The following is a 23,170-nucleotide window of genomic DNA, read 5'->3' on the forward strand; positions in this document are numbered from 1 at the left end:
AGGCATCCTTAACGCTTGCTGGAAACAACCTGATCACGCAGATAGATGGGAAGGGCCTGCTGAGGGCTGGTGATCAGCCCCGAGGCAAAATCAATGGCGGCCAGTTGTACGATGTCACGCGCCTCGGGCTCGCGACCTTCAAGCGTTGTACCCACACATTCCCGAACCCCGGGGGACAGTCTGTCCGACAGGGCCACGCCGCTGCCGATCAGGGTAATCGACCCGGGCTGACACAAGGGCAGCGCCAGCGCCTCGGGCGCCATGACCGCATCGGCCATGACAACATCCAGCTGTCCCTGCCCGCCCTGATACAGTGCGACATAGAGCTCTCCCAGCCGCGCATCCAGTGCCGGCATGACCAGCTCGGCGCCATCACGCTGCCAGGCCCCGTGGGCCAGTGCCCGCAGCGTGGAAATGCCCAGCAGCGGGCACGCCAGACCATAGGCAATGCCCTGGGCTGCCCCTGCTGCAATGCGAATGCCGGTAAAGGCGCCGGGACCATGGCCGTAGGCGATCGCATCCAGCGCGCTTCGGGCAATCCCGGCTTCATCGAGCAGCGCATCGATCATGGGCATTAGACGGCGGGTATGACCACGCGGGGCATGCTCTACCCTGCTGATCACATTACCGTCCATCCAGAGGGCCACGGAGCAGGCAGAAGAAGAAGCATCAAGGGCCAGCAGGCTAGTCATGGTCTCGTTACGTCTGAGTCGAAAATGAGGCGGCATTATACGTGGGTATTAACACTCGTCCAAAACGCTTTTACTGCCGTCTTTCAAGGGCAACACATGACAACACAAATGACCGCGGCCCATGGAAGCAGCGCATCATGACACCGCCGTTAAAGAGACACCATGCGCGGTCAACCATTCCGCAACGTTTGGTAAAAACAGGCGTAACTGCACAGTTATAAAGAAAAATTCGGACACAAAAAAAACCGCATGCCCTGGGGCATGCGGTTTTTTCAAGCCTTGTCACGATGTCGCCTCAGGCGGTGAGCGCTTCAACGACTCGAGCGCGAATATCTTCGACACTGCCGACACCCTCGATCCGATGAAACGCCGGTGCCTGTTGCGGCGCCTGCTGCTGCAGCTTTTGATAATAGGCGATCAGCGGTTCGGTCTGGTCATGATAGACCTCCAGACGATGGCGCACGGTCTCTTCGCGATCATCTTCGCGCTGAATCAGCGCCTCGCCGGTTTCGTTGTCGATATCAACCGTCAATGGCGGATGGTTATCGATATGATAAACACGGCCCGAGCCCGGATGAACACGGCGCCCGGAAAGCCGGCTGATGATCTCTTCATCGGCCACGTGGATTTCAAGCACATGGTCCAGATCGATGCCGGCCTCCTTGAGCGCATCGGCCTGTACGATCGTTCGGGGGAAGCCATCAAACAAAAAGCCATTGGCGCAATCGGGTTGAGCGATACGCTCTCTGACCAGCTCAATGATCAGATCGTCGGAGACGAGTTGACCGGCGGACATGACCTCCTTGACCCTCTGGCCCAGTTCATTGCCTTCCTTGACGGCCGCCCGCAGCATATCGCCGGTCGAAATCTGGACGATATCGAAGCGTTCACAGATGAATCGGGCCTGCGTCCCCTTACCCGCACCAGGGGCGCCCAACAGGATCAAACGCATGAAAAACCGCTCCTCAATAAATGACTCATGATCAAAGCCGACCCTACCGGACAACACTCATCGGCAAGCCGTTTGACAATAAAACGCAACAATAACGACAGGCGCCATCCGGGCACAAGCGAAGTCGGCGTCTCTGCGACATATTGACGACCTCGAGCGCCCGGGCGCCCACAAAAAAGGCGGCCCCGAAGGGCCGCCTCGATACGTCGGCAGGGTTTACATGGTCAGTCGACGTATGTCGGTCAAAATCGCTGCCAGATACGCCGTAAAGCGTGCCGCATCGGCACCGTTGACGGCGCGATGGTCGTAGGACAGCGACAGCGGACACATCAGCCTCGGCTTGAACTCGCTGCCATTCCACACCGGCTTCATCTGCGACTTCGATACGCCAAGAATGGCCACTTCAGGCGCGTTGACGATGGGGGTAAACGCCGTACCACCGATCGAGCCGAGACTCGAAATGGTAAAGCAGCCGCCCTGCATCTCCTCACGCTTGAGCTTGCCTTCCTGAGCGCGGCCGGCGAGGTCGATGACTTCCTTCGCCAGTTCGACAATGCCCTTTTGATCCACGTTGCGAATCACCGGCACCATCAGACCATTGGGTGTATCTACCGCCACGCCAATGTTGAAGTACTTTTTCTGGATCAGCTTGTCGCCATCCGGATGCAGCGACACGTTGAACTGCGGATACTTCGCCAGCGCATGCGCAGCCGCCTTGATCATGAACGGCAGCGGCGTAAGCTTCGCCCCCTGCTGAGCGGCCTCGTCCTTCATCGCCTTGCGGAAGTTCTCGAGCTCGGTGATGTCAGCCTCATCAAACTGGGTCACGTGCGGCACGTTGAGCCAGCTGCGATGCAGGTTGGTCGCCCCGGCCTTCATCAGGCGGCCCATGGGCTTTTCTTCGATCTCGCCGAACTGGCTGAAATCGATCGCCGGGATGGGCGGAATACCGGCACCCCCCTGCGCCTGCGCAGACGGCTGAGCGGATGCACCACCACCCTTTTTGCGATCGCTCATGACCTGCTTGACGAAGCCGTCCACGTCTTCTTTCAGCACGCGACCCTTCGGCCCGCTGGCCTTGACTTCGGCAAGTTCCACGCCCAGTTCACGCGCCATCAGACGCACGGCAGGACCGGCATGAACGCTGCTGCCGGAAGTGCTTTCGCCCTGATTGCGACGGGCCTCGGGGCCGGGTTCACCGCCGTAGCTGCCCTCGTCCTTTTTCGACTCGCTATTCGGCACGTCCTGCTTTTTGCGCTCTTTCGAGCCGCCACCGGATTTGCCTTTCGAATCGGACTTGTCACCGGAAGACTTGTCATCAGACGTCTTTTTGGCCGAGTCGTCAGACTTTTTCTTCGCATCCGACGTGTCACTGGAAGACTTTTTGGACGCGCTTTTCGCCTTGCTGCCGGCCACTTCGATATAGCCGATCAGATCGCCTTCGGAGACCGTATCGCCTTCCTTGACGCTGACTTCCACCACCTTGCCCTTGAAGGGGCTGGGGATGTCCATGGAAGCCTTGTCAGACTCCAGCGTGATCAGCGCGTCTTCCTCGTTGATCTCATCGCCTTCGCTGACCGAAACTTCGATGATCTCGACGTTGTCACTGCCGCCGATATCCGGTACGCGCAGCTCCTGACGACCGCCTTCGCTGTCGTCTTCTTCGTCTTCATCGCTGTCATCTGTGGCGTCGGCGTCTTCCTCATGATCGGCGTCATCGCCGTCATTATCATCGGAAGTGTCGTCTTCATCGGCACCGTCGTCATCGCCTTCGCCGGCGATCTCCATGGTGCCGATCAGATCGCCCTCGGAGACGGTATCGCCTTCCTTGAGCTCCAGAGAGACCAGCTTGCCGCTATAGGGGCTGGGCACATCCATCGAGGCCTTGTCGGACTCCAGCGTAATCAGCGCGTCTTCCTCACTGATGTCATCGCCTTCGCTGACCGCGATCTCGATGATTTCGACGTTTTCGCTGCCGCCAATATCCGGTACGCGTACTTCGACCGTACGCTTGCCACCCTTGCCCGAGGAGGACTTCTTCGGCTTGTCGTCTTCAGCGTCCGATTCGTCGGCCTCGGCCTCTTCCTCGAGATGCTCGGCGTTGCGGCTGTCCTTGACCGACGACTTGTCATCGTCGTTCTCGTCTGCCTCGCCATCGTCGTCTTCAGCGTCGCCGCTTTCTTCACCCTCGGCTTCAAGCTCGAGAATGTCGTCGCCTTCGGACACCTTGTCCCCTTCGCTGACCAGTACCTTCTTGACCTTGCCGGCCTTCGGTGCGGGGATGTCCATGCTGGCCTTGTCGGACTCCAGCACGATCATGGTGTCTTCGGCGTCGATCGTATCGCCGGCCTGGACCGAGATCTCGATGATCTCGACGCCCTCGCTGCCCCCGATGTCGGGTACCTTAATAATTTCACTACTCAAGGTCGCGCTCCTTATCACCTGGCCGTTGCCGGGGCCGGGCAAGCCTCTGGCTCACCCGGCGGCACTATTGTGAGACAGGCGCCTCAGCTCACCAGCGGATTGGGTTTGCCGGGGTCGATGTCGTATTTTTTCATCGCGTCACTGACGGTTTTGGCATCGATCTCGCCACGATTGGCCAGCGCGCGCAGCGCCAGTACGGTGACAAAATAGCGATCGACTTCGAAGAAACGACGCAGATGTTCACGCGTGTCCGAGCGGCCGAAACCATCGGTGCCCAGAACGTGGAAGTCGGTCGGTACCCACGCACGCACCTGATCAGCATAAAGCTTCATGTAGTCCGTGGAGGCGATGACAGGCCCGTCGCGCCCTTCCAGGCAGCTCGTGACCCAGGGCTTTTGCTGCTCGCCTTCAGGGTTGAGGAACTGCTGACGGTCATACTCCAGCGCTTCGCGACGCAGCTCGTTGAAGCTGGTCACGCTCCAGACATCGGCGGTCACGCCAAAGTCATCACGCAGGAGCTCGGCGGCCGCTTCCACTTCGCGCAGGATCGTACCGCTGCCCAGAAGCTGTACGCGCGGCTGCTTCTTGTCGCTCTCGCCTTCCTGAAGCAGATACATGCCGCGAACGATGCCTTCCTCGCTGCCTTCCGGCATTTCGGGATGGACATAGTTTTCGTTCATGACCGTCAGGTAATAGAAGCAGCTTTCGCGGTCCTGATACATGCGCTTGAGACCGTCCTGCATGATCACGGCCAGCTCGTGGCCATAGCAGGGGTCATAGGCGCGGCAGTTGGGGACCGTGGACATCAGGATATGGCTGTGACCGTCCTGGTGCTGCAGACCTTCACCGTTGATGGTGGTTCGCCCGGCGGTACCGCCGACCATGAAACCACGGGCCTGCAGATCACCGGCTGCCCAGACCAGATCGCCTACGCGCTGGTAGCCGAACATCGAGTAGTAGATGTAAAACGGCAACAGCGGGACGTGATGGTTGGCATAGGAGGTGGCCGCCGCAATCCAGGCGGCCATGGAGCCTGCCTCGTTGATGCCTTCCTCGAGAATCTGACCCTTTTGATCCTCGCGGTAGTACATGATCTGGCCGGTATCCATCGGCTCGTATTTCTGACCTTCTGCCGCGTAGATACCGATCTGGCGGAACATGCCTTCCATGCCGAACGTGCGCGCCTCATCGGGAATGATGGGCACCACCTGCTGACCGAACTGCTTGTTTTTTACCAGGCCGTTGAGCACACGCACAAACGACATGGTCGTGGAGACTTCACGATCGCCCGACCCCTTGGTCTGGGACGCGAACATCTTGTCATCCAGCCCCGGAATCTCGATGGGCTCGAAATCGTTTTTACGCGCCGGCAGATAGCCGCCCAGCTGCTTGCGCCTTTGATGCAGATAACGCATCTCGGGGCTGTCGTCATCGGGCTTGTAGTAGGGCATGCCCTCTTCAAGCTGCTTGTCGGAGACCGGGATACCGAAACGGTCGCGCATGACCTTGAGCGCGTCGTTTTCCATCGACTTGATCTGGTGGGCTTCCATGTCGGCCTCACCGCTGCCGCCGCCCATGCCGTAGCCCTTGACGGTATGCGCCAGAACGACGGTCGGCCGGCCATTGGCGTTGTTGGTCGCCTCATGGTAGGCCGCATACATCTTCTGCGGGTCATGACCACCGCGATTGAGGCGATAGATGTCCTCATCGGAGTAGTCCTTGACCATTTCGGTGGTTTCCGGGTACTTGCCGAAGAAATTCTCGCGGGTATAGGCGCCGCCACGGGCCTTGAAGTTCTGGTATTCGCCGTCGACCGCTTCATCCATGCGCTTTTGCATGATGCCCTTGCTGTCCTGCTCGAACAGCGGGTCCCACAGGCCGCCCCAGACCACCTTGATGACGTTCCAGCCGGCACCACGGAACATGCCTTCCAGCTCGTCCATGATACGGCCGTTACCGCGGACCGGGCCGTCCAGACGCTGCAGGTTGCAGTTGATGACGAAAATCAGGTTATCGAGCTTTTCACGGCTGGCCAGGTGCAGGGCACCCAGTGATTCCGGCTCGTCGCACTCGCCGTCGCCCAGAAAGGCCCAGACCTTGCGATCGCCCATGTCCGCCAGCCCACGCGCGTTCATGTACTTCATGACGTGCGCCTGATAGATGGCCTGGATCGGCCCCAGTCCCATCGACACGGTCGGGAACTGCCAGTAGTCCGGCATCAGGTAGGGGTGGGGATAGGAAGAGAGACCTTCAGCCACGGCTTCCTGACGGAAGGTATCCAGCTGTTCTTCGGTCAGACGCCCTTCGAGAAAGGAGCGGGCATAGATACCGGGCGTCACATGGCCCTGTATGTAGACCAGATCGCCCTTTTGCTCATCGCTGTCGGCACGAAAGAAATGGTTGAAACCGACTTCATAAAGCACGGCGCAGGACATGTAGCTGGCCAGGTGGCCGCCCAGTCCCTTGTGCTTTTTGTTGGTGCGGATGACCTGCGCCACGCTGTTCCAGCGGATCGCGGAGCGAATCTTGCGCTCCATGAACATGTCGCCGGGCAGTTTGGCTTCGCGATGAACGGGGATGGTATTGCGGTGGGGCGTGTTCACGGAGAACGGCGGCAGCTTGCCATCACGGCGCAAGCGATCAGCCAGACGGCTCAGGATATATTGAGCACGATCCTCACCTTCACGATCCACTACCGATGTCAGGGCTTCCAACCACTCCCTTGTCTCGATCGGATCGTGATCTTCTCTTGCCTCCAGACTCATAGACGTCTCTCCGAATGAAGATAAGTTGTCAGCGGGCCCTTTTGGAGCCTCTGGCGCTTTTCAAGGCGGGATAGGCACCCGATGTTTACAGGGGCCATGGTTTCCGGATACGTCAAGCGATGGCATCGGACGTGCAGTCATCGGCGCGGATAGCCATAAGGACACTGCAACGGATTCCGACTCGTTAGCCATCAACGAAACAGGCAACACTCGAACATGGGCGCTCTGATTGGACGACGAAGATACCGCAAACATGAAGTCATGCCAATTAACCTCTCCGGACGCGCCGGCCGTGGCACAAGCCGCAGCGATGCTCCCGGGGAAAGTGCGCCCGTGCTTTTGCACCTGTCACGACAGACAGGCGGCAAATCCCAAGCCAGAATAGTCACCTCCCCGCGCGTGAGCCAGTGCCCTGTCAGGTACTTTGCCGGGCACGACGTTGTGTCATGAGCCTTGAAAGATACTGATGGTCAAAACTCGGCCCGGGATCGGTCTTTCGAAGCGGTGCTACCTGCTCGTGGGTCACCGTCTCGCCGGCATCAATATCGGGATAGTGGCCTTCCAGCGCTGTCAGCGCGTCTGCCAGGTGTTGATACTGTGCATGGGTGAAGGCGCGCCCGTCGCCTTCAAGTTCGATGCCGATGGTGAAGTCGTTGAGTGCCTGTCGACCCTGCCAGCGGGAGCGGCCGGCATGCCAGGCGCGCCGATTAAAGGGCACAAACTGAACGCAGCTGCCATCACGGCGAATCAACAGATGCGCCGAGACTCGAAGCCCGCGAATCGACTGGAAAAAGGGATGCGCGTCCCAGTCCAATCGATTGGTGAAAAGTGCTTCGATATCATCGCCCCCGAAATGGCCCGGCGGCAGACTGATCGAATGCAACACGATCCGGGATATCTCATCGGCGGGGCGCACATCGGCGTTGGGCGAGACCACCTGTCGAGCGCTTGCCAGGCGATGATCAACGATCATGGCATTGTTCCCCTCAAGGCTGTCACGACGCTGGGTCATCAAACGCCCCGGGCAGAGGCGTGAGATACCCGAGCGGTATCACAGCGGGCATGAAACCCATGAAGGAACTGCGCCCGGTCGCGCTTTGACAACAGCCCGATCGGCACCAGGTGTGGCTTGCGCGCCTGGTGCAGGCGAAGCCTGATGCCGCTGCCGCCCACCTTTTCAACATCCGCTATATCGCAAAAATTCAGCGTCACCATGTGGGGCTTCCAGGCAGGCCCGCCGATATAGCGCACGCACTGTGCCTCCAGCCTGAGCACGGGAGACAGGCGCCGGCGCACGGCCAGGTTATTGCCGACCATCAATCCCCAGGCAATCAGCGCAAGGCCGATGGCCCCCACCGGCCAGTAGCGCCCCGTCTGCCAGGCATGCACCAGCAGGGTAATCCCCCCTGCCACCGAGAAGGCAAAGGCCACCCCCAAAAGCGTGGTATTGATTCTCTTTTCGGTGAAAAGCATCGGCGCACCAGAAGCGTCGCCGTTGAAATCCGTCATGATCGTTTATCCTTGCCTCAATGCCTGCACACTTGCACCGGGTCGGCGGTGTCGATGCCGATTGGACATCGCAACGGCGCCGTTGATCCCTGCCGCCGCGGCGCATCCGTCATGGCCACCGCACAGGATGTCGTGGACACAACCAGATGGCATAATCAAATCATGACAACACATGACACGCCCTCTTCCGCCGGGCCCTCGATGACTCTGGATATCATTGGCACCATCGAAAGCTGCTACCCGGACAAGTTCGGTATTCCACGCCAGCCGGGACTGGCCCCCAGCGCCACGGCCACGCTCCGGTTCAACGCCCCGTTTGACCACCCCGACGGCGTCCGCGGGCTCGAGCAGTTCAGCCACCTGTGGATCAGCTTTGTATTCCACCAGAGCCCCGCGCGCTGGACATCGCTGGTGCGCCCACCGCGGCTGGGGGGCAATGTTCGAATTGGCGTTTTTGCTTCACGCTCGACCCATCGCCCCAACCGGCTGGGCCTGTCGCTGGTCGAGCTGGTCGGCATCGAATACGACCCCGCGCCGATTCTGATACTGCGCGGCCACGATCTGGTCGATGCCACACCGGTGGTGGATATCAAGCCCTACCTGCCCTGGGCGGACAGTGCGGAAAACGCCAGAGCCGGCTTTGCCCCCGAACCGCCGCCACGACTCGACGTTCGATTAAGCGACGAGTGTCAGCAGACGTTGAGCGCGCGTCCTGACGGGGAAAGCCTTGGCCTTCTGATCCGTGAAGTGCTGTCGCAGGACCCGCGCCCGGCCTATCGCCGACACAAGCGCGATGAGCGTGGCTATGGTGTGCGCCTTCATGACCTGGACGTCCAGTTTCATGTCGAGACAGACGAACATCCCAGGGCCCATGAGAGCGTGATCGTGGTCGACAGACTCATCCGAATGACCTGACCGGCCGGCGACAACGCATTGTCGCCGACCCGTTTCGATCCTGGTCAGTCGATGGCCTGATCAAAATCGATACCGATGCGACGGCCAACCTCTTCATAGGCCTCGATCACACCGCCCAGCCCCTGACGGAAACGGTCCTTGTCCATCTTCTCGCGGGTATTGGCGTCCCACAGACGACAGCCGTCGGGCGAAAACTCATCGCCCAGCATCACTTCACCGTGGAACAGGCCGAATTCGAGCTTGTAATCCACCAGCAGCAGATCACCCTTGAGAAAGAGTTTCTGCAGAATCTCGTTGATCTGAAAGGTCAGCTCGCGCGCACGGACCAGATGTTCACGCCGCGCCCAGCCAAAGGTTTCGGCCAGCGACTCGTTGATCATCGGGTCGCCCTTCTCATCGTTTTTGAGAAAGAGCTCAAAGGTCGGTGGCTCAAGCGCGATGCCTTCTTCCACACCAAGACGACGACACAGCCCGCCCGCGGCGATGTTTCGCACCACGCACTCTACCGGCATCATGGTCAGGCGCTTGACCTCACACTCGGTGTCCGAACGCAGACGCTCGAAATGCACCGGAATACCGGCCTCTTTCAAAGCGTTCATGATAAAGGCATTGAAGCGGTTGTTGACGCGCCCCTTGCGCTCGAGCTGCTCGACCTTCTTGCCGTCAAAGGCGCTGGTGTCGTCACGAAACTCAAGGATCAGATAATCGGGATTATCGGTTTCAAACACGGACTTGGCCTTGCCCGCATAAAGTTCCTGGCGTTTTTCCACGAAAGTCTCCGGCAGGGAATCACAGTGTGATGGGAAAGAAATGGGTTGAGGCCGGGCCTGTGTCACGGCCCGTCCGTCATGCTGGCGCCCTAGCTGACCGACTGCCAGTCAACGGTGCGCTCCTGGCGTGCAATGACCAGGCGCGATTCATCATTGTCCAGCAGGGGCCTTATCGCATCGAAGGCAAGCTCGGGCAGATTATTCTTTTCCGACAGATGCGACGCAACCAGTCGCTGCAGCCGGTCGGTGCCAAGTGTTTGCAAAAGCGCGGCGGCCTGGCGATTGGACAGATGCCCCAGTCGGCCACTGACGCGACGCTTGAGACTCGGCGGATAGGGGCCGTTGGCCAGCATCCGTGCATCATGATTGCATTCGATAAAAAGCGCGTCGCACTGCTGATATCGCTTGATAACATGCGGTGTGACCATGCCCAGATCGGTGAGAAGCCCGAGACGACAGACGCCGGCCTGAATCACGTACTGCACCGGCTCGCGCGCATCGTGCGGCACGGTGACCGGCGTGATATCAAGATCACCGATGCTCCAGGTCTCCTCCGGCGTCACCAGAACGACATTAATGGCAGGATCAGGCTGGAGTGACAGCCAGCTTCCCACCGTCATGTAGATCGTCAGGCCAAACCGGCGCGCCAGGGCAAACACACCACGCACGTGATCGATATGCTCATGTGTCACAAGGATACCGGCCAGCGTGGCCGGATCCATGTGAAGTGTCTGCATGCGCCTGACGGCCTCGCGAATCCCAAAGCCGCAGTCCACCAGTATCGTGGTGTCGGCACTGCTGACCAGAGTGGCATTGCCGCGACTGCCGCTACCCAGCGATGCAAACTGCATCAGCGCAGAATCGAGGCCACACCATCAAGCAGGTCATGGGCCCTCTGCTGATCGACCGGATTACCGGCACTGTCGGTCACGCTGACGTAGGTGGCGTTGTCGGCAGGCGATACATGCAGCAGGTACTGCTGCGTTTCGTCGCTGCTGCCGCGGAAGGGAATCCAGCTGCCCTCGCCCTTGACCGTGTACGCCACGGTAAAGACACGCTCGCTGCGATTTTGATCGATCAAACGACGCTGGGGCGTCTCGTAGTTGTTCTCCAGCTGCCAGGCAAGCTCTGCCCAGGCCCGCGGGAAATCGAGTGCCAGCGCCAGACGCCAGTTGTCGTCGCGACTCTCCAGACGCACCCGGTCGTTGCGTGACAGGTTCTGGGCCACCAGCGACACACCGCTTTCCGGCGTGCTGGAGGAGAGATACTGACTGACCTGACTCAAGCAGGCATCAACGCTCGCACCGCCCTGCTGGCAATAGACATCCGTGGTGTTGTTACGAATGCCCTGGCGTACCGACAGCACGCCGCGGTCGGTCGTGATCTGCCCTGTATTGCCATCGATGTTTTGCACCTGATAGCCGTTGGCACGCACAAATTCCTGCAGCCGCGGCCAGACCGCGCCGGGGGCGGCGCTCACAACCAGCCAGCGACTGCCGTCGGCCTCGCGAGGCTCGACAAAGCGCGTTTCGCGGTCACTGGTGGACAGGGTCTGCGGGCGGGGCGGCTCGTAACCATCACGGCTTCTGATGAAATCGTTGGTGGCCTGTGGAACCGGCATGGCATCCTGGTAGCGCGTCTGGTCGCGCGACGCCGGAAGCTCCAGCGGTCGCGTCATTTCCGCATCAGCGTATTCGCTGTTGCGATCATGATAATAGCCGCTGCCACAGCCGCCCAGCGCGAGCAGCAGTGGCGTTACCATCATCCAGCGTGTCCTGCTCATTGATCCATCACTCCAGCCAGCTGCAGCGCCTCGGCTACGGTGGATTGGTATTTATCGGAAAGCCAGGTCAACGGCAGACGAATGCCGGTTTCCATCAGGCCAAGCTCGTGCAGTGCCCACTTGACCGGAATCGGATTGGCCTCGATACCCAGCACCGAATGCAGCGGCATCAGTCGCGTATTAATCTGGTGAGCGCGATCATAGTCGCCGCTCATCGCGGCGGTACAAAGCTCGTGCATGGCATGAGGCGCCACGTTGGCCGATACGGAGATGGCGCCGTGACCGCCTGCCAGCATGAACTCGCAGGCCGTCGGATCGTCTCCGGAGTAAAGCGCAAAGTCGCGACCCTTGAGACGCTCGATCAGCTCCTCGGCGCGCTCGAGATTGCCGGTGGCATCCTTGAGCCCCACGATGTTGTCGATCGCCGCCAGGCGCTGCGTGGTCTCATTGTAGAGATCCACCCCGGTGCGGCTGGGCACGTTATACAGGATGACGGGCAGGTCGCAGGCGTTGGCCACGGCCTTGAAGTGCTGATACAGCCCTTCCTGTGTCGGACGGTTGTAATAGGGCGTGACCGACAGGCAATAATCGGCACCTACCTCCCGGGCATAGCGGGCAAGCTCCACGGCTTCGGCCGTGGCGTTGGCGCCGGTGCCTGCAATGACCGGCACCCGGCCGTTGACCGTTTCCACGACCGTTCGAATCACATCAAAGTGTTCGGCAACGCTCATGGTGGTGGGCTCACCAGTGGTGCCGGCCGCCACAATGGCATCGGTGCCATGCTCGAGATGCCAGCTTACAAGATGCCTCAGGGCGTCCCAGTCGATGGCCCCATCGGCTTTCATGGGCGTCGCCAGAGCGACCATGCTGCCAGTGATCATCCCGCCAACCTCTTCCTTTGAATTCATTTGAAAGCGGCCGCATTGCGGCCGCCAGCACAGACCGGCGCCGATATCGCCTGCCTTCAGGACGAAACACTCGGGGTCGGTCATTACGCTGACGATGGTACTCGGCGCACCCCATGCTGTACAGACACTGCCGGGCAGGAAAACGCCCCGTGCATCCGGGCGGCTGATTTCACCCCCGGTCTCGGTTATTGTCACCCGACACGCTCACAGGGCGTCGCCTGTATTCTCCGGCGCCGTAATGGCCGGCAAGCGGCGGCGCCGTTTCATCCTCAGGGAGAATGTTCATGACCCTCACCATCGGTACCCCCGCCCCGGACATCACACTAGACGCCACCAGCGATACGGCCTTCAATCCTGCTGCCTTTAAAGGCGAACAGGTCGTGGTGTATTTCTATCCAAAGGATGCCACGCCCGGCTGTACGACCGAGGGGCAGGACTTCCGCGATCGCATGGACGCGTTCGAAAAGGCAGGCACGCGCGTGTTTGGCGTCTCGCGTGACTCACTGCGAAAGCATGAAAACTTTCGCCAGAAGCAGGGCTTTCCCTTTGAGCTGGTCAGCGACCCTGAAGAAACCCTGTGTCGCGCCTTTGATGTTATCAAGCTCAAAAAGCTTTATGGCAAGGAGCACGAAGGCATCGAGCGCAGCACGTTCCTGATCGACCGGGAGGGCAACATTGCTGCGCAGTGGCGCGGGGTCAAGGTGGCAGGTCATGTCGACGAGGTGCTGACCATGGCCCAGGCACTCAGCGCCGACCGGTAATGAATGACGGCCCTGTCACCGACAGGGCCGTGACGCCTCATTTGGCGGTGGCGGCACCTTCAGCAGCAGTAGCGCCCTCCTTTCGCAGCGCACTGGCCCCGCGCGGCCAGGCAAACATCAGCGACTTGATCAGCGTGGCCAACGGAATTGCGAAAAAGATACCCCAGAAGCCCCAGATGCCGCCAAAAAACAAAACGGCAAGAATGATCGCCACCGGATGCAGATTGACCACCTCTGAAAACAAAAGGGTCACCAGCACGTTGCCATCCAGCGCCTGGATAATGGCATAGGCCAGCAGGACGTAGACAAACTGCTCATCGAATCCGAAATGAAGACCGGCAGACGCCGCCACCGGCAGCGTGGCCGCCGCCGCACCGATGTAGGGCACCAGCACGGAAAGCCCCACCACGATCCCTAAAAGCACCGCATAGGGCAGGCCCAGTGCCCAGAAGGTGAAAAACGACACCACCCCGACAATCATGATCTCGATGAACTTGCCGCGAATGAAGTTGGCAATCTGGGTGTCCATTTCACACCACACCCGCGTCATCAGCTTGCGCTTTTTGGGCAGAAGCGACAGGAAAAAGCCGATCAGTCGCTCCCGGTCCTTGAGCATGAAAAAGACCAGAATCGGCACCAGTACCAGATAGATGATCACACTCAGCACCCCGGCCAGCGAACTCAGCGACAGGCTGACCACGCGTCGTCCCAGCTGGGTCGCCTCCTGACTTGCCGTATTGATCAGATGCTGCACCTGATCAGGCGTGACGATACTGGGATAGCGGGCCTGAAGCTCATCGAGCAGCGCCTGACTGCGATACAACACGGCAGGCAGCCCCTGCACCAGGCGCGCGAACTGATCCCAGACCATCGGAAAGATGATCAGGGCAAAAAACAGCATCGCCCCGACAAACATCAAAAGCACCAGACACACGGCCGGCAGCCGCGACAACCCCAGTCGCTCGAGCCAGCGCACCACGCCCTGCAGCAAAAAGGCAAAGACCAGCGCGGTCAGAAACGGGGCCAGCATGCCGCCGAAAAAGATGATGATGGCAAAGCCCAGCACCAGCAGCGCGCCCAGCGTCACCGCCTCCTCATCGGAGAGGTAGCGCTCGATGAAATGATTCCAGAGATTTCTGAAGGTCATTGGATTATTGACACCTTGAGGATAAACCGGCCGACGCAGACCTCAGCGCCCCTTGATCAGTACATAGTGGTAGACATCCGCCTCTTGACGGCGCCCTGCCAGTTCGTGGGCGCCGTGGGCGGCAAGACTTTCGAAATCACGCCATGATCCCGGGTCGGTGCAGATCACATGCAGATGCTGGCCGGCTTCCAGCGCGGCCAGCGCCTGACGGGCCTTTAAAAGCGGCATCGGGCAGGCAAGCCCGGAAGCATCCAGCACCCTGTCGGCGCCACGCTCCAATTGCCGGATGTCCTCAATATTTTCCAACACCTCTGGCTCCCCTGCTGGTTGTAATCGGCACGATTTAAAGGCAACTTGATGCAACCGGCAACCTCTGCTGCCTGTGCCCGTCGGACAGCAGCGCTTTGGCCCTTTCATGTCTCAATGACCATCCGGTAAGCATGTCATGCCCAGGCATACGCGTTTTCGCTGCATTATTACAGCTGCCCTGCTGCTTGGCACGATGACCGTGCCCATGACAGCCCCGGCCAGCCAGCTTCCCACCCTGGGCGATGCCGCCGGGAACTACAGCAGCCAGGAAGAATTTCGCCTCGGGCGCGCCTGGCTTCGCGAGTTTCGCGGCCACGTCGGACAATGGCGTGACCCCATCACACAGAACTACCTTGAGTCGCTGGTGGCCCGGCTTTTACCCAACAGTCAGCTTGGCGATGTCACCCCCATTGTCACCCTGGTCTCGAGCCGCACACTCAATGCTTTCGCCGTGCCCGGCGGCGTGATCGGCATCAATACCGGACTTTTTGCCTACGCCCCCGATCAGGACGCCTTCGCCTCGGTGCTGGCGCATGAAATGGGCCATCTGTCACAACATCACTTTGCCCGCGAAATGGCGCGCAGCGAGCGCGCCCAGCTGCCCACCATGGCTGCCATGCTGGCCAGCATGGTCGTGGCGGCCGGCGGTGGCGGCAGTGTGGGTGTGGCCGCCATGGCCGGCACCCAGGCCGCTGCCATGCAAAGCCAGCTGAGCTACTCGCGCCGCTATGAACAGGAGGCTGATCGGGTGGGTCTTGAAGCCATGGCACGCTCCAACATGGACCCCATGGCCATGCCGCGCATGTTCGCCACCATGCAGCGGCTTTCAAGCATGCAGGGCAATACGCCGCCGGAATTTCTGCTGACCCACCCCATGACCGAGTCACGGCTGAGCAATACCACAAGCCTGGCCCAGCAATACCGCAGCGGCAACATCAGCGACCCGGGCCCGGAGTATGATCTAATCCGGGCGCGCGCCATGCTGGCGATGAACATGAGCGACCCCACCGCGGTGCGCACGCGCCTTGAGCAGGACAACGCCCACCCGATCGCCCTGCGCTATCTGGACGCGCTCAACGACAGCATCAACCAGCGCACCGACCAGGCACTGGCGGCCTTTGACCAGCTGGCACAGGAGGCGCCCGACGTTTTGATGCTGTCGGCCAGCGCCGCCGATGCGGCGCTGGATGCCGGCCGGCGCGAAGACGCCATTCGTCGCTGCGAGCGCATTCTGCGCCTGACACCCGACTACTATCCGGCCCGGATCATCCAGGCCGAAGCGCAACTGGGCATCAACCCCTCGACGGCTTTTAGAAGCCTGCGCACTCTGGCCGACGCCCACGCCGAAGACCCGGATGTCTGGAATCTGCTCAGCGAAGCCGCCGGACGCAGCAATCGTAACGACTGGGGCCATCTGGCACTGGCCGAGCAGCTTCAGCTCAAAGGGGATATTGACGGCGGTCTGGAGCAGCTGGATCTGGCCGAGAAAGCGTCACAGCAAAATGGTGATTACACGCTGACCAGCCGTATTCGAGAGCGGCGCAAGGATTTCAACCAGTACCGGCAAACGCTCGAGAAATTTCGATAAACCGAGCAGGCCGGCTCTTGAGTGAAGGATGGACGCAAAAACGCCTCATCCCGGTTCAGGATGAGGCGTTTTCATAACTGGTGGGTCGTGTAGGATTCGAACCTACGACCAATTGGTTAAAAGCCAACTGCTCTACCACTGAGCTAACGACCCGGAAATCAGCCATCGAAGGTGAGGCTTGAAACAATGACAGGGCCTGTGGTGGGTCGTGTAGGATTCGAACCTACGACCAATTGGTTAAAAGCCAACTGCTCTACCACTGAGCTAACGACCCGACAATTCTGCCGACAATCACAAGCATGCCATTATTTCTGTCGAGATGGTGGGTCGTGTAGGATTCGAACCTACGACCAATTGGTTAAAAGCCAACTGCTCTACCACTGAGCTAACGACCCGCTCGACGGGCGCAAATACTACTTTGAAAGCATTCGCGATGCAAGCGCTATTGCACGCACCAGGCGTTAACGACGCCCACCGCCCTTTCGACCCTGGGGAGCACCCGCATTTCCCTTCTGCCCGCCGCCACGGCGCTCCTGAGTTTTGTCGCCACTGCCACTGCCGCGGCGCTCCTGCCCTCTGTCATCGGTGCCGGACGAGCGACGATTGCCGGCCGGTGCCGTGGAGCTCCAGTTGCCGCGGTCGCTGCGCTTTTCGTTGCGCTTTTCACGAGGCGTGATCGGACGCGCCTCCTCACGATCGCTGCGGCGCTGGCTGCCCTTTTCCTGTGTGGTTGTGGTGGAGCGCGCCGCTTCCGGCGATTTGACGCCGCGCACCGGACGACGCTTGTTCTTGTCGCGATTCCAGCGGTTTTTCTCATCAGGGGTCAGCGCCGGCACCTTGCGCTTTTCCAGTCCGGCAAGTTCAGAGAGATCATCCACTTCCTGCTGGTTCAGCTCGGTCCACTCGCCGGCGCGAGCGCGCTTGTCCAGAAACACGCTGCCGTAGCGCACGCGCTTGAGCCGACTGACCGTCAACCCCTGGGATTCCCACAGCCTGCGCACTTCCCGGTTGCGTCCTTCCATGATGACCACATGGAACCAGGTGTTGATGCCTTCACCACCGAACTCCTGCACATCGGTAAAGCGTGCCGGCCCGTCTTCAAGCATCACGCCCTCGACCATCGCCCGTACGTGATCCATGGTGACCTCGCCCATGACGCGCACGGCGTATTCACGTTCGATTTCCATCGAGGGGTGCATCAGCCGATTGGCCAGCTCGCCATCGGTGGTAAAGAGCAGTAGACCGCTGGTATTGATATCGAGTCGGCCGATAGCAATCCAGCGCTCGCCGGACAGGCGCGGCAGGTGTTCGAACACCGTGCGACGGCCTTCCGGGTCACGGCGCGTGCAAAGCTCGCCTTCCGGTTTGTTGTACATGATGACGCGGCGCGAGGAGGCCTGACTCGACATCAGGGTAATCGGCCGATTATCAAAGGTGACCCGGGCCTCATCGGAGATGCGATCTCCCAGTTTGGCGGTCTCACCGTTGACATTGACACGCCCGGCGCCAATGGCGGCTTCCATCTCGCGTCGTGATCCCAGTCCGGCGCGGGCCAGTACTTTTTGCAGTTTTTCAGTATTCATCAGCGAAGTCTCAATCTTCTGGGTAACTGGTGTGTGTCGATCTCTCATCGAGCCCAGCATCCGGGCCGTCGCGGTCTGCGCTGTCGCGCACTCGCTCGGCCAGTCGTTGACCGATCTCATCAAGACTCGGACTCTGACGGGAAGGCGTCGGCGTCTCAATCGACGAGCGTTCGGATAGCGCCTGCTCACCGCCGGGCGAGTCGGCAGGCGCATCCGGTGTATCGTTGCTGCTTTCACCGGCAGCGTTTTCGGTGGCGATCGTGTCGGTGGCAGTGCCATCATCACCGGGTGAGGCATTCTCCGTCTCGGTCGAAACGTCGGCAGCCTCCGCCGAGGCCGCGCTCTGCACCCCGGGCGTGAGCTGTTCCAGCCAGTCGACGGTTTCACCTTCCCTGACCGCACTCACCGGCGGCAGCTCATCCAGCGTGCGCAGTCCGAAATCATCCAGAAAGCCTCTGGTGGTGGCGTATACCGCCGGGCGCCCGGGCACATCACGATGCCCCACCACCCGCACCCAGCCACGCTCGACCAGGGTACGCATGATCGAGGCGCTGACCGAGACGCCACGCACCTCTTCGATATCGGCGCGTGTGACAGGCTGACGATAGGCGATCAGGGCCAGCGTCTCCAGCAGAGCGCGCGAGTAGCGCTGCGGACGCTCATCCCAGAGCCGGGAGACCCAGGGCGAGAGACCATCCCGCACGCGCAGCCGAAAGCCTGACGCCGTTTCCTCGAGTGCCAGCGCGCTCTGTCCAAGCCGCGCCTCCAGCGTTGTCAGCGCCTCTCGCAGCGTTCGACGGCCGGGTCGCTCGGTTTCATCAAACACCGCTTCCAGGCGCTCCAGCGTCAGCGGCTCGCCGGCGGCCAGCAGCACGCCTTCAACAATCCGATCCAGCGGCGGCGTCATGCCCCACCTGCCGGTTCATCCGCTTCAAAGGGCTGCTCCTGCAGCGCGTCATCGTCGTCCTGCGACACCGTCTGCGCCCGAACATGGATGGGCGACAGCGGCGCGTTCTGTACGATCTCGATCAATCGCTCCTTGCTCAATTCAAGAATGGCCATAAAGGTCACCACGATGCCGGCCTTGCCCTCCTGCGGATCAAAAAGGTCCTCGAACGAGGTGAACTGCTCACCGTTGATGCGATCAAGAATGGCCATCATCCGCTCGCGGGTCGAGAGCACCTCCCGTGTAATCTGGTGCTCCTTTTTGAAATCGGCGCGCTGCATCAGATCCGACAGCGCCCCGAGAAGCTCCGAAAGCCCGACGTCCGGATGCTGCACGCGAGGCTCAAGCACTGGCAGCCCCGCTTCGGCCTGATACCAGTCACGCCCCTGGCGCGGCAGTTCATCGATGGCCTGAGCGGCCAGCTTGATCTGCTCATACTCCTGCAGGCGCCGCACCAGTGCCGCCGTCGGGTCCTCCTCGTCGTCTTCCTCGCTGGTCCGCGGTGGACGCGGCAGCAGCGTGCGCGATTTGATCTCGGCCAGCATCGCCGCCATCAGCAGATACTCGGCGGCCAGATCGATTCCGCTGACCTTCATGAGCTCCACGTATTCGATGTACTGGCGGGTCACGGCGGCCACATTGACGCCCAGAATGTCGAGATTCTGACGCCGGATCAGATACAACAGCAGATCCAGCGGGCCTTCAAAGGTTTCCAGAAAGACACGCAGCGCCTCCGGGGGGATATAAAGATCCTCCGGCATGTCATGCAAGGGCTCACCGCCGACCATGACGGCAGGTGCCGCCGCCTCGGCGGGCGGACTGTGAAGATCACCGGACTGGGTCATGGCGTGCGACGTGAAGGCTCAAATGAAACGGGGCGTTGCGGTGAGTCTATCAGGCTGCCCCGCTTCAGGCACCCGCGTCCTGTTGCGCCCACCGTTCAGGCGTGGCGCGCGGTGCGCGCAAAACGGCGGTAGGCAAAGGGCTCGTCGCGGCCTGCTTCTTCCAGCGTCAGCGTCTGCACATCACCATGCCAGGGCGAATGCTGGCATACCGGATCCATCTGACGCGCATCACCGGTCATCATCAGCGCCTGGCAGCGGCAGCCGCCATGGTCAATGTCGCGGCGATCACAGCTCTGACACGTGTCGGGCAGAAAATCGGTGCCGCGAAAGGCATTGAAGGCCGGCGAGTCATACCAGATATCAGCCAGACCCCGCTCACGCACGTTCCAGAACTCGAGTCCCGGAATCGTCTGCGCGGCGTGGCACGGCAGGCCCAGCCCGGAGGGCGTGATGTTGATCGTCTGTTGTCCCCAGCCGTTCATGCAGGGCTTGGGGCCGTGAGCATAGTAGTCCGGCACCACCGAATCGATGGCAAGGCGCCCCTTGAGACGTGTCTGAGCGGCCTCGACGGTTCTCAGTGCGGTCATGACCTCGCCACGCTTTGGCATGAGCGCCCCGCGGTTGCGCAGCGCCCAGCCGTAATACTGAGCGTGCGCCAGCTCAAGGCGCTCCGCCCCCAGCGCCAGGGCCAGCTCGATAAACTCATCAATCTGATGAATGTTGGCGCGATGGATCACCACGTTGATCGTCAACGGCAGCCCCAGCGCTCTCACCTCGCCGGCAAAGGCGCGCTTTTTATCAAACGCACCGCGCATGCCGGACACGCGGGTAGTGACCTCATCGTCGGCGCCCTGAAAGGAGAGCTGAACGTGATCCAGCCCGGCGGCCTCGAGTGCAGCCAGGCGCTCGGACGTGAGGCTCACCCCGGCCGTGATCAGGTTCGAATAGAGCCCTTCGCGGGCACAGGTCTCGACCAGCTCGACCAGATCCGGGCGGGCCGCCGGCTCGCCGCCGGAAAGATGCACCTGCAGTACGCCCAGTGTGGCCGCTTCCTGGAGCACCCGCTGCCAGCCGGCGGTATCAAGCTCGTCACTGCGACGCTCAAGCTCGACCGGGTTGGAACAGTAGGGGCACTGCAACGGACAGCGATGGGTCAGCTCGGCCAGAAGTCCCATGGGTGGGGCGATGGCCTGCTCGGTACGTGTTTGCGTTGCGTCACTCATGTGGCTATCTCCAGCACCCGCCGGTCGATCAGGGCATGAAACAGGGCCAGCACATCGTGACGGATCCGGCCCCGCTCGGCGTCATAATCGGCCACCAGCGTATCGACGATCTGTGCCACGCTTTGCCTGCCATCGACATTGACCATCACTGCATGCGCGATGGCATCGAGCTGGAAGATACGCTCCGGTGCCAGCAGCACCCAGCCGCCGCGCGCGGCATCCTCACGCATGCGCACGCCTCTGGGCAGGCGCACCACGGTGCTGTCATCGAGACCCTGATTCAAGGCGTGGCTCCGGTAACCAGACCGCTTTCGCCGTTCCAGGCGCCCGGTGGCCGGTGGCCTTCCACATAGGCATGCTGAAGCGCATCCAGCATCGTCCAGAGCACATCACACTTGAAGATCAGCGCCTCAAGCACCGCCTGCTGCTGATCGGCGCGCCGGGCGTGCTCACGCACATAGGCCAGCGCCCGCTCGGCGTCGTGCGGTGCCTGGGTCAGACGCGGGCGAAAATAATCCAGCGCTTCCTCGGAGACAAAGTCGTAGTGCGCAAGCATCCCCGAGACGCGGGTGCCGATCACCTTTGGCGAGAACAGCTCGGTGAGTGACGAGGCGACCGCCTCCAGCAGGGTGCGATCGCGCACAAAATGGGTATAGGCCTCGACCGCAAATCGCGTGGTCGGCAGGATAAACCGGGTCGAGCGCACCATCTCGCGCTCGAGCCCCAGCCCGTCGGTGAGCCTCAGCCAGCGCTCGATACCGCCCTCACCGGGCGCTTCACCGTCATGATCGACCAGCCGGCTGCGCCATTCCCGCCGCCAATCCGGGTCGTCAAGACGCGCCATCAAGGTGGCATCCTTGATGGGGATCATGGCCTGGTAGTAGTAGCGATTAAGCGCCCAGGCCCGCACCTGGCAGCGATTGAGCTCACCGTTTTGCAGCGCCAGCTGGAACGGATGGCGGTGGTGATAGCGCGCCTCGCCGATTTCCTGCAGACGCGCTTCCAGCGCCTCGGCGCTCATCGGCTCGGTCACGTCACTCAGATGCGTATCAAACGAACTCAAGGCGTGATCTCCATACCGTCAAAGGCGATCTCCCAACCGGCGTTTTCGGCCTCGCGTCGCTCGGCGCTGTCCTCAATCAAAACGGGGTTGGTGTTGTTGATATGAATGAAAATGCGCCGACCAATGCGGGCATCAGCCAGCGCCGCCATGCTGCCGTCAATCCCCGACATCGACATGTGGCCCATGCGCTGGCCCGTCTTTTGGCCGACGCCGGCACGCACCATTTCATCATCGCGCCACAGGGTGCCGTCAAAAAGCAGCGCCGCGGCGCCTTCAAGCCGTTCGGCCAGACGGGGCGTGACGGTAGCGCAGCCGGGAATGTAGTAAAGCCGCTGGCCGTCGAGTTCGAACTCGACGCCCACGGTGGACTCGCCCTCGGCGCCGATCTCCACCTCGTCACCTTCCAGATAGAGCGCGGTCTTGCCGGGTACGGCAAACACAGTGGCCGAAAGCCCGGGCAACAGCTCGATGCGGCTGTCGAGCGCCACGTCACGTCGCTCAACGCAGTCGGGCGCGAGCACGTTGAAAATCGGGTTGGCGCGCAGCACACCGTGAATTTCCGGCGTGGCGTACAGGCAAAACGGCGAGCGTTCGCGCAGGCTCAAAAGGCCCGCGACATGATCTACGTCACCATTGGTGACCAGGATCGACTGAATCGGGGTGTGGCGGTCGTCACGGCCGGGCTGAAGCGCCGGTTCACGCTGTAGCTGACCGAGTACCTCGGGCGCGCAGTTGATCAGCGCCCAGTGTTCGCCATCAACGGAGACGGCAATCGAGGACTGGGTGCGAGGGACAACGCGCTGCGGTTCGGCACGCGCCAGCCGACAGACGCTGCAGCGACAGTTCCATTGAGGCAGGCCGCCACCGGCGGCCGACCCCAGTACGCGAACGCGCAGGCGCCGCGCACCGCCAGCATCACTCTGCAATGTCGATTTCGATATCGGCAGGCAGGTAGACACTGGCTTCCATACCAGCACTGATTTCCTT

The 23,170-nt window shown here is 61.0% G+C and carries 21 protein-coding genes, 3 tRNA genes and 1 pseudogene; 3 read left to right on the forward strand and 22 right to left on the reverse strand.

Annotation, left to right across the window (positions count from 1 at the left end; genetic code table 11):
• Window positions 1-8 precede the first annotated feature (8 nt).
• The 6 genes from tsaB to ACXMYO_RS08525 form a co-directional block, all read right to left on the reverse strand.
• Complete coding sequence (tsaB, locus tag ACXMYO_RS08500; RefSeq protein WP_457808407.1) at window positions 9-692, reverse strand: tRNA (adenosine(37)-N6)-threonylcarbamoyltransferase complex dimerization subunit type 1 TsaB; 684 nt, start codon at window positions 690-692, stop codon at window positions 9-11.
• Between the two features lie 295 nt (window positions 693-987).
• Window positions 988-1,644 carry an adenylate kinase gene (gene adk, locus ACXMYO_RS08505; RefSeq protein WP_438768235.1) on the reverse strand — a complete coding sequence of 219 codons (657 nt, stop codon included), beginning with the start codon at window positions 1,642-1,644 and terminating at the stop codon, window positions 988-990.
• Between the two features lie 216 nt (window positions 1,645-1,860).
• Window positions 1,861-4,068, reverse strand: a complete 2,208-nt coding sequence (gene aceF / locus ACXMYO_RS08510; RefSeq protein WP_457808408.1) for a dihydrolipoyllysine-residue acetyltransferase — start codon at window positions 4,066-4,068, stop codon at window positions 1,861-1,863.
• An 83-nt stretch (window positions 4,069-4,151) separates the two neighbouring features.
• The gene (gene aceE / locus ACXMYO_RS08515; protein WP_457808409.1) at window positions 4,152-6,833 is read right to left on the reverse strand and encodes a pyruvate dehydrogenase (acetyl-transferring), homodimeric type; all 2,682 of its coding nucleotides are present in this window, start codon (window positions 6,831-6,833) and stop codon (window positions 4,152-4,154) included.
• A 415-nt stretch (window positions 6,834-7,248) separates the two neighbouring features.
• Window positions 7,249-7,845: a 1,6-anhydro-N-acetylmuramyl-L-alanine amidase AmpD gene (gene ampD / locus ACXMYO_RS08520; protein ID WP_457808410.1), complete on the reverse strand. Its 597-nt coding sequence runs from the start codon at window positions 7,843-7,845 to the stop codon at window positions 7,249-7,251.
• Complete coding sequence (locus tag ACXMYO_RS08525; protein ID WP_457808411.1) at window positions 7,845-8,342, reverse strand: hypothetical protein; 498 nt, start codon at window positions 8,340-8,342, stop codon at window positions 7,845-7,847. The genes ampD and ACXMYO_RS08525 overlap by 1 nt, the downstream gene beginning before the upstream one ends.
• Before the next feature lie 162 nt (window positions 8,343-8,504).
• Between ACXMYO_RS08525 and tsaA the strand changes: the two genes are divergently transcribed.
• A complete protein-coding gene (tsaA, locus tag ACXMYO_RS08530; protein ID WP_457808412.1) occupies window positions 8,505-9,257 on the forward strand; it encodes a tRNA (N6-threonylcarbamoyladenosine(37)-N6)-methyltransferase TrmO in 753 nt (250 codons plus the stop codon).
• A 44-nt stretch (window positions 9,258-9,301) separates the two neighbouring features.
• Here tsaA and purC read toward each other — a convergent pair whose 3' ends face one another.
• The 4 genes from purC to dapA form a co-directional block, all read right to left on the reverse strand.
• Window positions 9,302-10,027 (reverse strand): phosphoribosylaminoimidazolesuccinocarboxamide synthase, encoded by a 726-nt coding sequence (purC, locus tag ACXMYO_RS08535; protein WP_438768244.1) that lies wholly within the window; start codon window positions 10,025-10,027, stop codon window positions 9,302-9,304.
• 89 nt (window positions 10,028-10,116) lie between these two features.
• On the reverse strand, window positions 10,117-10,878 hold the full coding sequence (locus ACXMYO_RS08540; protein WP_457808413.1) for an MBL fold metallo-hydrolase: 762 nt from the start codon (window positions 10,876-10,878) through the stop codon (window positions 10,117-10,119).
• Window positions 10,878-11,810 carry an outer membrane protein assembly factor BamC gene (gene bamC / locus ACXMYO_RS08545; protein WP_457808414.1) on the reverse strand — a complete coding sequence of 311 codons (933 nt, stop codon included), beginning with the start codon at window positions 11,808-11,810 and terminating at the stop codon, window positions 10,878-10,880. Before bamC ends, ACXMYO_RS08540 begins: the two co-directional genes overlap by 1 nt.
• Complete coding sequence (gene dapA, locus ACXMYO_RS08550; RefSeq protein WP_438768249.1) at window positions 11,807-12,691, reverse strand: 4-hydroxy-tetrahydrodipicolinate synthase; 885 nt, start codon at window positions 12,689-12,691, stop codon at window positions 11,807-11,809. The genes bamC and dapA overlap by 4 nt, the downstream gene beginning before the upstream one ends.
• Before the next feature lie 311 nt (window positions 12,692-13,002).
• Here dapA and ACXMYO_RS08555 point away from each other — a divergent pair, with 311 nt between their 5' ends.
• Window positions 13,003-13,479: a peroxiredoxin gene (locus ACXMYO_RS08555; protein ID WP_457808415.1), complete on the forward strand. Its 477-nt coding sequence runs from the start codon at window positions 13,003-13,005 to the stop codon at window positions 13,477-13,479.
• A gap of 37 nt (window positions 13,480-13,516) precedes the next feature.
• Here the strand turns inward: ACXMYO_RS08555 and ACXMYO_RS08560 are convergent, their stop codons facing one another.
• The gene (locus tag ACXMYO_RS08560) at window positions 13,517-14,626 is read right to left on the reverse strand and encodes an AI-2E family transporter (RefSeq protein ID WP_438768253.1); all 1,110 of its coding nucleotides are present in this window, start codon (window positions 14,624-14,626) and stop codon (window positions 13,517-13,519) included.
• Window positions 14,627-14,668: 42 nt separating this feature from the next.
• A complete protein-coding gene (locus tag ACXMYO_RS08565; protein ID WP_438768254.1) occupies window positions 14,669-14,935 on the reverse strand; it encodes a sulfurtransferase TusA family protein in 267 nt (88 codons plus the stop codon).
• 136 nt (window positions 14,936-15,071) lie between these two features.
• Between ACXMYO_RS08565 and ACXMYO_RS08570 the strand changes: the two genes are divergently transcribed.
• Window positions 15,072-16,523, forward strand: coding sequence for a M48 family metalloprotease (locus ACXMYO_RS08570; RefSeq protein WP_457808416.1), 1,452 nt, complete (start codon window positions 15,072-15,074; stop codon window positions 16,521-16,523).
• A 78-nt stretch (window positions 16,524-16,601) separates the two neighbouring features.
• Here the strand turns inward: ACXMYO_RS08570 and ACXMYO_RS08575 are convergent.
• The 10 genes and pseudogenes from ACXMYO_RS08575 to pqqB all read right to left on the reverse strand — a co-directional run bounded on the left by ACXMYO_RS08575 (window position 16,602) and on the right by pqqB (window position 23,109).
• Window positions 16,602-16,676 (reverse strand) — tRNA-Lys (locus ACXMYO_RS08575).
• A gap of 46 nt (window positions 16,677-16,722) precedes the next feature.
• Window positions 16,723-16,797 (reverse strand) — tRNA-Lys (locus tag ACXMYO_RS08580).
• Window positions 16,798-16,843: 46 nt separating this feature from the next.
• Window positions 16,844-16,918, reverse strand: a tRNA-Lys gene (locus tag ACXMYO_RS08585).
• 351 nt (window positions 16,919-17,269) lie between these two features.
• A pseudogene (gene rluB, locus ACXMYO_RS08590) lies at window positions 17,270-18,106 on the reverse strand (23S rRNA pseudouridine(2605) synthase RluB); the annotation flags it as partial.
• Between the two features lie 10 nt (window positions 18,107-18,116).
• A complete protein-coding gene (scpB, locus tag ACXMYO_RS08595; protein ID WP_457808417.1) occupies window positions 18,117-19,013 on the reverse strand; it encodes an SMC-Scp complex subunit ScpB in 897 nt (298 codons plus the stop codon).
• On the reverse strand, window positions 19,010-19,897 hold the full coding sequence (locus ACXMYO_RS08600) for a segregation and condensation protein A (RefSeq protein WP_457808418.1): 888 nt from the start codon (window positions 19,895-19,897) through the stop codon (window positions 19,010-19,012). The genes scpB and ACXMYO_RS08600 overlap by 4 nt, the downstream gene beginning before the upstream one ends.
• A gap of 95 nt (window positions 19,898-19,992) precedes the next feature.
• The gene (gene pqqE / locus ACXMYO_RS08605) at window positions 19,993-21,120 is read right to left on the reverse strand and encodes a pyrroloquinoline quinone biosynthesis protein PqqE (RefSeq protein WP_457808419.1); all 1,128 of its coding nucleotides are present in this window, start codon (window positions 21,118-21,120) and stop codon (window positions 19,993-19,995) included.
• Window positions 21,117-21,404 (reverse strand): pyrroloquinoline quinone biosynthesis peptide chaperone PqqD, encoded by a 288-nt coding sequence (gene pqqD, locus ACXMYO_RS08610; RefSeq protein ID WP_438768262.1) that lies wholly within the window; start codon window positions 21,402-21,404, stop codon window positions 21,117-21,119. Before pqqD ends, pqqE begins: the two co-directional genes overlap by 4 nt.
• Window positions 21,401-22,183 (reverse strand): pyrroloquinoline-quinone synthase PqqC, encoded by a 783-nt coding sequence (gene pqqC / locus ACXMYO_RS08615; protein WP_457808420.1) that lies wholly within the window; start codon window positions 22,181-22,183, stop codon window positions 21,401-21,403. Before pqqC ends, pqqD begins: the two co-directional genes overlap by 4 nt.
• Complete coding sequence (gene pqqB / locus ACXMYO_RS08620) at window positions 22,180-23,109, reverse strand: pyrroloquinoline quinone biosynthesis protein PqqB (RefSeq protein ID WP_457808421.1); 930 nt, start codon at window positions 23,107-23,109, stop codon at window positions 22,180-22,182. The genes pqqC and pqqB overlap by 4 nt, the downstream gene beginning before the upstream one ends.
• Window positions 23,110-23,170: the final 61 nt, after the last annotated feature.

This window comes from Kushneria sp. EE4, assembly GCF_977968315.1.